At 59.9% G+C, this 13,101-nt stretch carries 11 protein-coding genes; all 11 read left to right on the top strand.

Annotation, left to right across the window (positions count from 1 at the left end; translation table 11 throughout):
* Positions 1-308 precede the first annotated feature (308 nt).
* The 11 genes from ACMG4N_RS11195 (at position 309) to ACMG4N_RS11145 (ending at position 13,090) form a co-directional block, all read left to right on the top strand.
* Positions 309-1,328: an efflux RND transporter periplasmic adaptor subunit gene (locus tag ACMG4N_RS11195; protein WP_414431675.1), complete on the top strand. Its 1,020-nt coding sequence runs from the start codon at positions 309-311 to the stop codon at positions 1,326-1,328.
* Entirely contained in the window at positions 1,328-4,462 is a 3,135-nt protein-coding gene (locus ACMG4N_RS11190; protein ID WP_414431674.1) for an efflux RND transporter permease subunit, read from the top strand. The genes ACMG4N_RS11195 and ACMG4N_RS11190 overlap by 1 nt, the downstream gene beginning before the upstream one ends.
* Positions 4,463-4,648: 186 nt before the next feature.
* Entirely contained in the window at positions 4,649-6,079 is a 1,431-nt protein-coding gene (gene ccoN / locus ACMG4N_RS11185) for a cytochrome-c oxidase, cbb3-type subunit I (RefSeq protein ID WP_297763760.1), read from the top strand.
* Positions 6,080-6,089: 10 nt separating this feature from the next.
* Complete coding sequence (gene ccoO / locus ACMG4N_RS11180) at positions 6,090-6,725, top strand: cytochrome-c oxidase, cbb3-type subunit II (protein WP_297763756.1); 636 nt, start codon at positions 6,090-6,092, stop codon at positions 6,723-6,725.
* Complete coding sequence (locus ACMG4N_RS11175) at positions 6,722-6,874, top strand: cbb3-type cytochrome oxidase subunit 3 (protein ID WP_297763753.1); 153 nt, start codon at positions 6,722-6,724, stop codon at positions 6,872-6,874. Before ccoO ends, ACMG4N_RS11175 begins: the two co-directional genes overlap by 4 nt.
* Positions 6,871-7,782 (top strand): cytochrome-c oxidase, cbb3-type subunit III, encoded by a 912-nt coding sequence (ccoP, locus tag ACMG4N_RS11170; protein WP_297763750.1) that lies wholly within the window; start codon positions 6,871-6,873, stop codon positions 7,780-7,782. The genes ACMG4N_RS11175 and ccoP overlap by 4 nt, the downstream gene beginning before the upstream one ends.
* An 81-nt stretch (positions 7,783-7,863) precedes the next feature.
* Positions 7,864-9,279: a cytochrome c oxidase accessory protein CcoG gene (gene ccoG / locus ACMG4N_RS11165; protein WP_414431673.1), complete on the top strand. Its 1,416-nt coding sequence runs from the start codon at positions 7,864-7,866 to the stop codon at positions 9,277-9,279.
* Positions 9,251-9,769, top strand: a complete 519-nt coding sequence (locus ACMG4N_RS11160) for a FixH family protein (protein WP_414431672.1) — start codon at positions 9,251-9,253, stop codon at positions 9,767-9,769. The genes ccoG and ACMG4N_RS11160 overlap by 29 nt, the downstream gene beginning before the upstream one ends.
* On the top strand, positions 9,766-12,138 hold the full coding sequence (locus ACMG4N_RS11155; protein ID WP_414431670.1) for a heavy metal translocating P-type ATPase: 2,373 nt from the start codon (positions 9,766-9,768) through the stop codon (positions 12,136-12,138). The genes ACMG4N_RS11160 and ACMG4N_RS11155 overlap by 4 nt, the downstream gene beginning before the upstream one ends.
* A complete protein-coding gene (gene ccoS / locus ACMG4N_RS11150; protein ID WP_297763741.1) occupies positions 12,117-12,323 on the top strand; it encodes a cbb3-type cytochrome oxidase assembly protein CcoS in 207 nt (68 codons plus the stop codon). The genes ACMG4N_RS11155 and ccoS overlap by 22 nt, the downstream gene beginning before the upstream one ends.
* Complete coding sequence (locus tag ACMG4N_RS11145; protein ID WP_414431668.1) at positions 12,320-13,090, top strand: sulfite exporter TauE/SafE family protein; 771 nt, start codon at positions 12,320-12,322, stop codon at positions 13,088-13,090. Before ccoS ends, ACMG4N_RS11145 begins: the two co-directional genes overlap by 4 nt.
* Positions 13,091-13,101: the final 11 nt, after the last annotated feature.

The raw sequence follows: 13,101 nt of genomic DNA, 5'->3' as shown, positions 1-13,101 counted from the left end.
TCCATGCAGAGTGGACAAGGTGTGCATATACTGACTGGCCATTCTGAGAAGCTCAACTACATCCTCATAATGTACACAGTGGACATAGACATGCTTGGTGTCTATATTAACATAATATACATTATGCGTAGCCATAGTTGGTCCTGTTCCAGAGTGGATACGTACAATACTTACGCCCGCGATTCACCCGGACTTGCCTTTGGCCCTGCTAGACTACGAATCAAGATTGAATCTGAAAATAACCAACAAGGACACGTATGCCGTCACTGTCCCTGCCATTTCACTTTCTCTTCCGGGTTGTTCTTCTCATGTCATTCACCGTTGCTGCACTGGCGGATGATCGCAAGCCTGTCTCCGTGGCAACTGTGAGTTTGTCGCGCTCCCAGGATGCATTGTTGGTGAACGGCACCCTGGTGGCGGATCGTGCCGCCCGGCTGTCCGCGTCGGTATCCGGTCTGGTGAGCAAACTGCTCGTGGATATCGGTGATCAGGTGGACGCCGGTGCGCCGCTGATTGAACTTGATGCGGAGCTGAATCGCCTGGAGCTGCAACGCGCCCGGGCCAATTATCAGCAGCAACAGGCCACCCTGACCGATGCCCGCCGGCGTCTCGAGGAAGCCAATAGCCTGGTCGCCAAGCGTAGCATCGCCGCCAGTGAGGTGCGCAGCCTGGAATCCGAGGTTCAGGTGGCCAAGTCATCCCTGGCGGCCAGCCAGGCCGAGGTGGCACGCCAGCAGGCGCTGCTTGAGCGGCATACCCTGAGAGCCCCTTTTGGCGGTGTTATCAGTGCAAAACTCACCGAGGTGGGCGAATGGCTCACTCCGGGCAGTACCGTGTTCGAGCTGGTAGGCAGCGATGAGCTGCACGCGGATTTTGCCGTGCCACAGCGTTATTTTCCGCAGATTTCCCGAGATACCGGCCTCGAGGTCTGGCTGGACGATGAAAACAACAAGCCCATGGGCGCAGAAATCACCGCTATTGTTCCTGTAAACGACCCCACGGCGAGAACCTTTACGGTGCGGGCCAGCATTGACGAAAAAGGGCTGACCCCGGGGATGGCGGTCAATGGCCGGCTAGCGATGCTGTCAGCGAATGCCGGCCCCACGGTTCCCCGAGACGCCCTGCTCCGTGACAGTCAGGGTAATGTGACGGTCTGGCTTGCGGAGGGTAACGGTGATGACTTGGTTGCACGTCGTAAGGTAGTCAAAGTCGCGTCAGGCCAGTCACCACAAGCTTCCGTTCTCGAAGGCCTGAAGCGCGGCGATCGCGTGGTCGTGCGCGGCAACGAAAGTCTGCGCGAGGGTGATCAGATCCGGGTGGTGGAATAATGTTCGAGAGGATCGTCCGCCATGGCACCCTGATGACCGTCGTGGTGCTGATCATCACCCTCCTCGGCGTTCTCGCCGCACTGCGCATCCCGGTGCAGATGATACCGGACCTGGAAGTCCGCACCATTTCCGTGGTGACAAGCTGGCCCGGTGCCACGCCGCAGGATGTGGAAAAGGAAATCCTCATTGAGCAGGAAGAATACCTGCGCAACCTTCCCAACCTGCGACGGATGACCTCCTCCGCCGGCAGCGGCGAAGCGGAAATCGAGCTGGAATTTCCCTTCGGCGTGGATATCACCGATGCGCTGATCCGGGTCAATAACGCCCTCAGTCAGGTTCCTGCCTATCCCGACAACGTAGATCAGCCGCGCATTCTGTCCAGTTCCTTTTCCAGCAACGCTTTTATGTATTACCGCGTCTCTCCCCTGCCTGATAATCCGCGCGGGCTCGACATGGACATGATGCAGGACTTCATCGACGATGAAGTCCGCTCGCGCATGGAGAGTGTGGCCGGGGTATCCCAGGTGGAAGTGCGCGGCGGTGCCGAACGGCAGGTTCAGCTACTGCTGGATGCGCAGAAGCTGGCCCAGTTCGGGCTCAGTGTGGTGGATGTGCGCGATGCCCTGCGTGAACGCAACCGGGATGTGTCCGGTGGCGAGCTGGAAAGCGGCAAGCGGCGTTATTTACTGCGCACGGTGGGCCGCTTCAAGGATATCGACAGCCTCAATGAACTGATTCTGGTCCGCAGCGGCGATTCCCTGGTGCGCCTGAAAGACGTGGCGACCGTGGTGCTCGATCACTTCCCGGTTCGCAGCCTGTCACGGGTCAATGGCGAACCGGTAATCAGCCTGGCGGTGCGCCGGGAAACCGGCTCCAATGTCATCGACATCAAGTACGCCATGTTTGATCAGGTGGTGCAGATCAATCGGGAGGTGCTGGAGCCGGCGGGCATGCGTATGGCGCTGATCGCCGATGATGTGCGCTACGTGGAAGCCTCGGTGGCCAACGTGTGGACCAATCTGGCCATCGGTGCGGTGTTCGCCACCCTGGTCATGTTCCTGTTTCTGCGCTCGGTGAAGATCACCGCCGTGGGCGTGATCGGTATTCCCATCTGTACCATTGCGGCGTTTCTGGGCCTGCTGGTGGCCGGGCGCACCATTAATGTGATTTCCCTGGCGGGTATCGCCTTTGCCATCGGCATGACCCTGGATAATTCCATCGTCGTGTTGGAAAGCATCGAAATGGAACGGCGCAAGGGGCTGGATCGCTTTCGCGCGGCGGTGAGCGGCATCCAGAAGGTATGGCCGGCGGTGTTCGCCTCCACCATGACCACGGTGCTGGTATTTCTGCCTGTAGTGTTTATTCAGGAAGAGGCCGGCCAGCTCTATTCTGATATCGCTATCGCCGTGTCCGCGTCGATTCTGGTTTCCATGCTGGTGGCCATGACGGTGATCCCCACCCTCTCCGCCCGGCTAGACTTCAGTGCGGTGGTCGCCCATGACGGCCAGCACAGCCGCTGGATGACCGCCCTGCACCTCCTTTCCGATCGCCTCTCCAGTAGCCGGCCCCGGCAAGTGACTACCCTGCTGGCAACCGTGTTGATGGGGGGCGCCATTGTGCTGTTCCTGACGCCGCCAGCGGAATATTTACCCGAGGGTGAGGAACCGAAAACCTTTGCCAGCATGAGTGCGCCGCCGGGTTACAACCTCAGCACCATGAAAGCCATCGCCGACGAGGTGGAAGCAGAATTCCTGCCGCTGGTGGGCGCCGACCCGGCGGACTACGAGTCGGGCGAACTGGCCAGGCCGCCCATGAAGTATGTGAATATGGGCGTGGATGCGGAGCGTCTGCGCATTATCGCCGAGCCGGTGGACCCGGCACACATGGAAGCGATGATGGATGCCATCACCGAGGTCTATCAGCGCTACCCGGGCATGGGCGCCTTTGCGGCTCGCGGGTCGATCATTTCCAGTAACGACGGCGGTACCCGCAGCGTGACGCTGGATGTGGCCGGGGCGGATCTGGCGGAAATCTACACGGTGGCATCAAGGCTGGAGCGTGAGGCCGAGCAGATCTTTGATAACCCGCGCATCCAGTCCCAGCCTGCCAGCCTGTCCCTGGCCCAGCCGCTGATCGAAGTCCATCCGCGCTGGAACCGTGCCGCCGAAGTGCAGTTTTCCACCGAAGACCTGGGCTTTACCGTGGCCGCGCTTACCGATGGCGCCTATCTGGATGAATTTTTCCTGGGTGACGACAAGATCGACATCTATGCCTACAGCCACCGTACCGGCACCCGACCGGAGCTGGCCGCCCTCCCCGGCTTGCCGGTCCATACGCCTATCGGTGCAACGGTGCCGTTGTCGTCCCTGGCCACCCTGAAAGAAACCGTGGACACCAGTGTGGTGCGACGGGTCAACGGCCGGCGTACGGTCACCCTGAATATCATCCCGCCCCGGGGCGTGGCCCTGGAAACCGGGGTCAGCCGGGTGCGTGGAATGATTCAGCAACTGCGTGATGCCGGCGAGATTCCGGACACCATCAGCATCACCCTGTCCGGCGCCAGCGACCAGTTGCAGGCTACCCAGGAGTCCCTGTCCGGCAATTATGTGGTGGCGCTGATGTTGGTTTACCTGTTGCTGGTGGCCATTTTCACCCACTGGGGTTTTCCTCTGCTGATCATGACCACGATTCCGCTGGGCATTGCCAGCGGCTTGCTGGGCCTGGCGATGATGAACGGGGTGGGCGCATTACTGCCTGTGCTTGGGTTGCCGCCACTGACCCAGCCGTTCGACATGATCACCATGCTCGGTTTCCTGATTCTGATGGGCACGGTGGTGAATAATCCGATCCTGATCGTGCATCAGGCGACGCTGAATTTCCGCGATAATGCCATGAGTGCCGTGGACGCAGTGAGCGAGGCCGTCGCCTCACGGTTGCGCCCCATCGCCATGACCACCATCACCACGGTCTGTGGCCTGGCGCCGCTGGTGCTGATTCCTGGTGAGGGCACTGAGCTCTATCGGGGTGTCGGGGCGATTGTCCTGTTCGGGTTGCTCGGCACCGCCATCGTGACCATCACTTTCCTGCCGGCGCTCACTGCGCTGGTGCTTTCACTTTTCCAAAAGAGGGTCTGAATCCGCACCGTTTCCTTCCGACAGTTGACGACTGCGCCAAAAGTGACCACAAAGGCAGTGTACCTATCCAAGGATGGGTGAGACATTTTGTCCCAGGGTTACGAACGGCGCAGTTGATCTATATCAAGAAAGCCGGGGAACACGCTTGGTATCGTCTCCCGGCGCATCATTCGGAAGGGAACGCACATGGAAAACTCAGCGGTTTCACCCTCTTACAACTACACGGTGGTACGGCAATTCACCATCATGTCGGTTGTATGGGGGATTGTGGGTATGCTGGTGGGGGTGATCATCGCCGCCCAGCTTGCCTGGCCAGTCCTCAATTTCGAGTTACCCTGGTTCAGTTTCGGCCGGTTACGGCCACTGCACACCAACGCAGTCATCTTTGCCTTTGGCGGCTCAGCCCTCATCGGTACCAGCTACTACGTGGTGCAGCGAACCTGCCAGGCCACCCTGGCGTTTCCCAAGCTGGCCGCTTTCAGCTTCTGGGGCTGGCAGGCGGTGATTGTGGCCGCGGCCATCACCCTGCCCATGGGCTACACCAGCAGCAAGGAATACGCGGAGCTGGAATGGCCCATCGACATCCTGATCACCCTGGTCTGGGTGGCCTATGCCATCGTGTTCTTCGCCACCATTGCCCGGCGTAAACAACCCCATATTTACGTAGCGAACTGGTTCTACGGGGCCTTCATCATTGCGGTGGCCCTGCTCCATGTGATCAACAATATCGCCATTCCCGTATCGGCTATGAAGTCCTACTCGGTCTACTCCGGGTCCATCGATGCCATGGTGCAGTGGTGGTACGGGCACAATGCGGTGGGCTTTTTCCTGACCGCAGGCTTCCTGGGCATGATGTATTACTACGTGCCGGTACAGGCCCAGCGCCCGGTATATTCCTACCGTCTTTCCATTGTGCATTTCTGGGCCCTGATCGCCGTGTACATGTGGGCCGGCCCGCATCACCTGCACTACTCTTCCCTGCCAGACTGGGCGCAGTCTGTGGGTATGGCGTTCTCCATTGTGCTGTTGGCGCCCAGCTGGGGCGGCATGATCAACGGCATGATGACCCTGTCCGGCGCCTGGCATAAGTTGCGCACGGATCCGATCATCCGCTTCATGATCGTCGCCCTCTCCTTCTACGGCATGAGCACCTTCGAAGGGCCGATGATGTCCATCAAGACCGTCAACGCGCTCAGCCACAATACCGACTGGACCATCGGCCATGTGCATTCCGGCGCGCTGGGCTGGGTGGCCATGATTACCATCGGTGCTATCTACGTGATGATTCCCCGCTTGTTTGATCGCAAGCAGATGTACTCCATCGGCTGGATCAATGCCCACTTCTGGCTGAGCACCATCGGTACGGTGCTGTACATCGCTTCCATGTGGGTGTCCGGCATCATGCAGGGCCTGATGTGGCGGGCAGTGAATGCGGACGGCACCCTCACCTACAACTTCGTGCAGGAGCTGGTAGAACGGCAACCGTTCTACGCCATCCGCCTGCTCGGCGGGGTGGTTTTCTTCGCCGGCATGGTGCTGATGGCTGTCAACGTCTACAAGACCATCGTTGCCGAGCGCGATACCCATGGCGACGACAACGTGCTGCAGGCTGCCTGAGGAGACCGACATGTCCAATGCCCATGAAAGAGTGGAAAAGAATGTCGGCCTGATGATTGTGCTGACATTGATTGCGGTGAGTTTCGGTGGCCTGGCGGAAATCGTGCCGCTGTTCTGGCAGAAGGCCACCACTGAGCCGCTGGAAAGTCTGGAGCCTTACACGGCTCTGGAAATGGAAGGTCGTGACATCTATATCCGCGAAGGCTGCCACGTCTGCCATACGCAGATGGTGCGCCCCCTGCGTGCAGAGACCGAACGCTATGGCGCCTACTCCGTGGCCGGCGAAGATGTCTGGGAGCATCCGTTCCTGTGGGGCTCCAAGCGCACCGGCCCGGATCTGGCCCGTGTCGGCCTGCGCCCGATCACCGATCAGTGGCACCGTGAGCATCTGCGTGATCCCCGCCAGGTGGTACCGGAATCCAATATGCCGGCCTACCCCTGGTTGCAGGAAAATCTCGTGGACTGGCGCGACACCGAGCGAACCCTGCGCTTGTTCAAGGACACCTTTGGTGTGCCTTATACCGACCAGGACATTGCCGAGCAGCTGAACAAGATCGAGGGGGAATGGGCCGATGCCACGGAAGAGGATGCCCTGGTGGCCTATCTGCTTTCCCTGGGCCAGGAACGTAAGGAGGTAGCACAATGAGCTTTCAAGCCCTGTTTACGCTGGTCTTCTTCGTCGCTTTTATGGCGATGACCCTCTGGGTGTATCGCCCCAGCCGCAAGAAAGACTACGAAAAACTCTCACACATGGCCCTTGAGGCTGACCGCCGCAAAGAGAGGGACGAGCAATGAGTGATTTCTGGAGCTGGTTCATCATCATTATCGTTGCCATCAATCTGCTCGGCTGTGCGGGCCTGTTGTTGTGGAACAATCAGATCTCTCCCGAGGAAGCGGCCAAGGAAACCACCGGCCACAGCTTTGACGGTATTCAGGAACGCAATGCCCCGCTTCCCCGCTGGTGGCTGTTCCTGTTTATCGGCACATTGATCTTCGCCTGTGTATATCTGGTGCTCTATCCCGGTCTGGGCAAGTATCAGGGTCTGCTGAACTGGAGCAGCACACTGCAATACGAAAAGGAAGTCGCCCTGGTGGCGCGGCAGACCGATCCGTTGTTTGAGCAGTTTGCCAAGGTCCCTGTGGATGAACTGATCGAGTACCCGGAAGCTCTGGCCGTGGGTGGTCGTCTGTTTGCCAACAACTGCGCCATTTGTCATGGCTCGGATGCCCGCGGTGCCAAGGGCTACCCGAACCTGGCGGATGATGACTGGCTGTATGGCGGTGAACCCAAGCAGATTATTGCCAGTATTGCCCAGGGCCGCACCGGCATGATGCCGCCCATGGCCGCGGCTATCGGTAACACCGACAAGGCCGTGCGCGACATGGCCATCTATGTGCAAAGCCTGAGCCGCCCGAATCTGGCCAAGGATGCGGATAAGGCCGCCGCCATTGAGCGCGCGAAGCCAAAATTCGCAGTCTGTGCCGCCTGCCATGGGCAGGATGGCAAAGGCATTCAGGCCATGGGAGCACCCAATCTGACAGACACCACCTGGCTTTACGGTCCGCGCCTGGAGGACATCGAAACCACCATTCGCGAAGGGCGCAAAGGGGAAATGCCCAAGCATGAGAATCTGCTCACTGAAGAGAAGATTCATGTCATTGCGACCTACGTTTACAGCCTGTCCAACAAGCCAGCCCCGTAACGTCAGGGCCATTGTCGCAGCCTGCAAAAGGCTGCGACAGGCCGTGTCGGCGGATCACGCCAGCAGTCTTCGAGGTGCGTAATGAGTGAGCGCGACCGCATTAAAACCGTTGATGACAGCCCGCACGCACAAGGGCCCATCAGCCTCTATGCCAAGCGTAAACGGATCCAGGTGAAGTCCATCACTGGCCGTTTCCAGCGTATTCGCGATTTCAGCATTATCAGCACCATGGGGCTCTATCTTGCCCTGCCCTGGATTCGCTGGGATGGCCAGCAAGCGGTGCTGTTTGATCTGCCTAACCGGCAGTTCCATATATTTGGCCTGACCCTCTGGCCGCAGGATTTCCTGTTTCTTTCCTGGGCGTTGATCATTGCCGCCTTCGCGCTGTTTTTTTTCACGGTTCTGGCCGGGCGCGTTTATTGCGGGTATGTCTGCCCGCAGACGACCTGGACCCGCTTTTTCCAGTGGATAGAGCAACTTTGTGAAGGCGACCGGCACAGCCGCATAAAAATGGACGAGGCACCCTGGTCCATCAGCAAGCTGCTCCGCCGTGGCAGTAAACATGTGATGTGGCTGGCGCTGGCCTTTCTTACCGGCCTCTCCTTTGTCGGCTATTTCTCCCCGATTACCGATCTGACTGTCCGTATTTTCAGTTTTGAATGGGGTGGCTGGGAATTGTTCTGGGTCGGGTTCTTTACCGTTGCCACCTATATGAACGCCGGTTTCATGCGCGAGCAGGTGTGCCTGTATATGTGCCCCTATGCCCGCTTCCAGAGCGTCATGTTCGACCGTGAAACGCTCATCGTTTCCTATGACGAAGAGCGCGGCGAGCCCCGTGGTCGAGGCAGCAAGAAGCGTACTCAGACGCCTCAGGCTGTCGAAAAAGGCGACTGCATTGACTGCGGAATGTGTGTTCAGGTCTGCCCGACGGGCATTGATATTCGCGATGGACTTCAATACGAATGCATTACCTGCGCGGCCTGTATTGATGCCTGCGACGATGTCATGGATCACATCGATAAGCCCCGGGGCTTGATCCGCTATACCACAGAGAATGCGCTTGAAGGGAAGGAATCCCGGGTGCTGCGACCCCGGTTGATCGGTTATGGCATCGTCTTGCTGGCCATGGCTACCCTGTTCATGGTGACGCTCTATAACCGTGTGCCCTTGCAGGTAGATGTACTGCGCGATCGTAATCAGCTTTTCCGGGTTGCCAGTAGTGGTCGCGTAGAGAATGTCTATCGCCTGGAAATTCTCAACAAGGGCCAGAACGCCCATCGTTATACACTGAGCCTGGAAGGCCCTGAAGGGCTGCGAATGGAAAACCGCACCGAGTTTACCATTCAGCCCGGGCAGCACCTGTCCTTGCCAGTGACAGTGAGTTATGACCCCTACGAGGTGGAAATGCCGTCATCCACCATCTGGTTTTCAGTAAGGTCACTGGACGACCCGGACCTGGAGAAACAGCATGAATCCCGTTTCATCACCCCACGTTGATGATCGCCCCTGGTATCGCTACCCGCTGCTGTGGCTGGCCATTTTGCTGCCAGCCAGTTCAGTGATTGCCGGCCTGACTACCCTGTATATCGCCGTCATCAATGCAGACGCTCCGGTGGTCGACGAGTGGTACAAGGAAGGCCGGGGCATTAACCGTTCCGTGGAACAGGAACAGATTGCCACACGGCTGGGTATTGGTCTGGTGATGTCCCAGGTGGGTGCCGGGGTTCAGGCAAGGCTGACCAGCGACGCCGGAATTCCCGCGCCAGACGTTATTACCGTGGCGCTGCGCCACCCCACCCTCAAGGAAAAGGATGTGTTGCTGACATTCCACCATCAGGGCAATGGCGTTTTCCTTAGCGACGGCATCCTTCCCTCATCGGGCCGTTATATCGCTACCGCCTCCACGCCTGAGGGGCATTGGCGTCTTTACCAGAGCGGCAGCATTGAAGGCGGTAGCGTGCGCCTGGGGCACGTTGCCACGCCATGAACCAGAGCCTCACCCCACCCTGCTGGCACTGCGGCCAACCTGCACCGTCTGGCGCCTTCTCCGCCCGCACCCCGGAGGGAAACCGAGATGCTTGCTGCCCGGGATGTGCTGCGGCCATCGAAACCATTTATGGGATGGGGCTGGATGACTACTACCGGATTCGACAGGACGAAGCACCGGCGCCGGATGCGCGCCGGGCAGAACTGGATCTGGCACTGTTCGAGATCCCCGACCTGCTGGCGCCCCACTGTAGTTCGCTGCCTGACGGCGAACGCCTGCAGCTGCAACTCAGCGGCCTGACCTGCGCGGCCTGCAGCTGGCTAATCGAGAAAGCCCTGTCCACACAACCGGGGGTCAGTCGCGCCAGCGTCAATCTGGCGGGCATGACACTGACGGTGGACTACCAGGGGGCACCGCAAGCCCGGGAAACCGCCCGCCGTATCCAGCAACTAGGCTATGGCGTGAGCCTGCCCGGTGATCCTGCCGCCACCGCTGCGAACCGCCGCGAGCACAAGCGCCTGCTGGGCAGACTGATACTGGCCGGCCTGGGTGCCATGCAGGCCATGATGTACTCCATGGCCCTGTATATCGGCGTGTTTGATGGTTCGGATGCGGTTTACGAGTGGGTGTTCCGCCTGGCCAGTTTTTTTGTCGCTACCCCGGTGGTTTTCTATGCTGGCTGGCCCTTCTTTCAAGGCGCATGGCGCGGGTTGCGCAATGGCAACCTGACCATGGACACCCCTATTGCCCTGGCGCTGTTCCTGGCCTGGGGCGGTAGCCTGGTAGCCATGTCCACCGGCGGCAGCCACGTTTACTTTGATTCCGCCGCCATGTTCGTTTTCTTCCTGCTGATCAGCCGCTGGCTGGAGCACCGTCAGCGCCAGGCCATCCACGCCGGCTATGCGAGACTTGGCGATACCCTGCCCCGTGCGGTCCGGCGTCTCAGTGATGATCAGCCACAATGGGTCAGTCTCAGGCAGGTAACAGCGGGCGACCGATTGCTGCTGATTCAGGGCGATGTGGTGCCGGTGGATGGCCGTATCATCGACGGCCAGGGCACCTTCGATGAAGCAGCACTTACCGGTGAATCGGTGCCGATAAGCCGTGGCCTGGATTCGCGTCTGGTGGCCGGAGCCCGTCTGCAGGAAGGCTCAATCACGCTGGAGGCAGAGTGCGCCGCAGACCACAGTCAGATTGCCAGAATCGCCGAGCAGGTGGAGCTGGCCAGCCGGGAGCGGCTGGATGTCATCCGTGACTGGCACCGCATCGCCCCACTCTTTACCGCTGCCGTGCTGCTGCTGGCCACCTTTACATTGCTGTGGCACTGGCCTGCCGGTGCCGGTGAGGCCTTCGACCACACCCTGGCGGTATTGGTCATCACTTGCCCATGCGCGCTGGCCCTGGCTGTGCCTCTGACTCTCTCGGCGACCCTGGGCACGGCGCTGCGTGAAGGGGTGCTGGTGGCATCCCCCCGCCAGCTGCTGCGATTGCCCCATATCGGCGGGGTGCTCTTCGATAAAACCGGCACGCTGACGCTGGGACGTTTCTCGTTGGTGGATACCCAGGTTGTCGGTGAAGAGCAAACGCCAGCCCTGCTTGCCATTGTCGCCGCACTGGAATGGAACAACCCTCACCCGCTGGCCCAGGCCTTTCGTGACATTGCACGCAACCCGCAAATGGCAGACATCCTGCCGGATGGCAATGGCATCACCGGTATCCTGCACGGTCAGCAATGGCGCATCAGTGGCGCACCGCAACAGGCGCGCCCGGGCACCACCTGTCTGCAGCTAAGCCGCGACGGCACTGTGCAGCTGTATTTGTGGCTTCAGGACAGCATTCGCGAAGAAAGCGCTGCGTTAACCCGGGCTCTTCACCAGCAAGGCCTGGTTGTACGCATGGCAACCGGTGACAACGATGCCGCTGCCGCGCCGGTGGCCCGTGCGTTATCGCTGGAGGAATGGCGTGCCGGCATGCAGCCCGCTGACAAGACCCGCTGGCTCAAGGAGCTGCAGATGAATACAGCGCAAATGATGGTGGGTGACGGCATCAATGATGCCCAGGCCATGCTGGCGGCGGATGTATCCGTGGCCACTGCCAACGCCACCAGTCTGGCCCAGCGGGCGGCAGGCCTGTATCTGCTCAAGGATAACCTGGATGCTATTGCGGCCCTGCCAGCCCTTGCCAGGCGTTGCCGGCGCACCATTCGCCAGAATCTCACCTGGGCCCTGCTCTATAATGTGTTGGCGGTGCCCTTTGCTGTTGCCGGGTGGATTCCGCCCTGGGCCGCGGCTATCGGCATGTCTGCCAGCTCATTGCTGGTCACCCTCAACGCGACGCGAGTTACCCGATGGAAATCGTCCTCCTCCTGATTCCACTGGCATTGCTGTTCCTGGCCGGGGCGATCTGGGCCCTGTTCTGGGCCCTGCGCAAGGATCAGTTTGATGATCTGGACAATGCCTCCTGGCGGGTAGTCTTCGAAGACCGTGAACAGCGCAAAGGCCGCCCGGGCACGAGCAAAGAGGCTGCAGATAACGACGACGAGCGGAACCCATGATGCCAGAGAGCCCCGAAGCCCTGCTGACTCTGCTTGCCAGCGCGGTTCTGCTGGCGTCTGCCGGCAGCGTCCATTGTATCGGCATGTGCGGCGGTATCAGCAGCGCACTCACCTTCTCGATCCCGGAATCGCGCCGCCAGGGCAAGTCGCTGTGGGGATGGCAGCTACTCTTCGGTATCGGCAGGGTGACCACCTATATGGTGCTTGGCGCCCTGGCTGGCATGCTGGGCAAGGTGCTGCTGGATTGGCTCCCTGGTCCCTCCATGGCCATTGGGCTGAGCCTGTCCGGCGTTCTGATGCTGCTGCTCAGTGGTTATCTGCTCGGGCAAGGCGTGTGGCTGAAAAAACTGGAAGGCATAGGGGCCGGGCTGTGGCGTCGATTACAGCCCCTGACCCGGCGGCTACTCCCGGTGGATCGCCCGCTGAAAGCGCTGGCGTTGGGCGGCTTGTGGGGCCTGTTGCCCTGTGGCCTGATTTATACCGCCCTGACGCTTGCCGTTACGGCTGGCAGCGCGTTGGCTGGCGCCCTGGTGATGCTGGTTTTCGGTGTGGTGACTGTGATCCCGGTGGCCATTACCGGTGTGATCGCCTCGCGACTGCAGCATTTTCGCAGCGGTATCTGGCCAAAAGTGGCGGCATCACTGACGTTTCTGCTGGCGTTGGTATTCTTCTGGCAGGCCTGGTCCATGAGCCAGATGCAGCATCATGGTCACCATGGCGCTGTCGATAAAAACACACACAGCCATCACCATCAGCCGGAGACTTGATCCAGGTCAAC

This window comes from Alcanivorax sp. IL2 (assembly GCF_047495475.1).
In the GTDB taxonomy this organism is placed as follows: domain Bacteria; phylum Pseudomonadota; class Gammaproteobacteria; order Pseudomonadales; family Alcanivoracaceae; genus Alcanivorax.
This window is presented reverse-complemented; position numbering and strand designations above follow the sequence as displayed.

Bases quoted from the DNA above. Each gene is read 5' to 3' on its own strand.
- ACMG4N_RS11195 (WP_414431675.1), top strand. From the start codon at position 309: ATGTCATTCACCGTTGCTGCACTGGCGGATGATCGCAAGCCTGTCTCC.
- ACMG4N_RS11190 (WP_414431674.1), top strand. From the start codon at position 1,328: ATGTTCGAGAGGATCGTCCGCCATGGCACCCTGATGACCGTCGTGGTG.
- ccoN (WP_297763760.1), top strand. From the start codon at position 4,649: ATGGAAAACTCAGCGGTTTCACCCTCTTACAACTACACGGTGGTACGG.
- ccoO (WP_297763756.1), top strand. From the start codon at position 6,090: ATGTCCAATGCCCATGAAAGAGTGGAAAAGAATGTCGGCCTGATGATT.
- ACMG4N_RS11175 (WP_297763753.1), top strand. From the start codon at position 6,722: ATGAGCTTTCAAGCCCTGTTTACGCTGGTCTTCTTCGTCGCTTTTATG.
- ccoP (WP_297763750.1), top strand. From the start codon at position 6,871: ATGAGTGATTTCTGGAGCTGGTTCATCATCATTATCGTTGCCATCAAT.
- ccoG (WP_414431673.1), top strand. From the start codon at position 7,864: ATGAGTGAGCGCGACCGCATTAAAACCGTTGATGACAGCCCGCACGCA.
- ACMG4N_RS11160 (WP_414431672.1), top strand. From the start codon at position 9,251: ATGAATCCCGTTTCATCACCCCACGTTGATGATCGCCCCTGGTATCGC.
- ACMG4N_RS11155 (WP_414431670.1), top strand. From the start codon at position 9,766: ATGAACCAGAGCCTCACCCCACCCTGCTGGCACTGCGGCCAACCTGCA.
- ccoS (WP_297763741.1), top strand. From the start codon at position 12,117: ATGGAAATCGTCCTCCTCCTGATTCCACTGGCATTGCTGTTCCTGGCC.
- ACMG4N_RS11145 (WP_414431668.1), top strand. From the start codon at position 12,320: ATGATGCCAGAGAGCCCCGAAGCCCTGCTGACTCTGCTTGCCAGCGCG.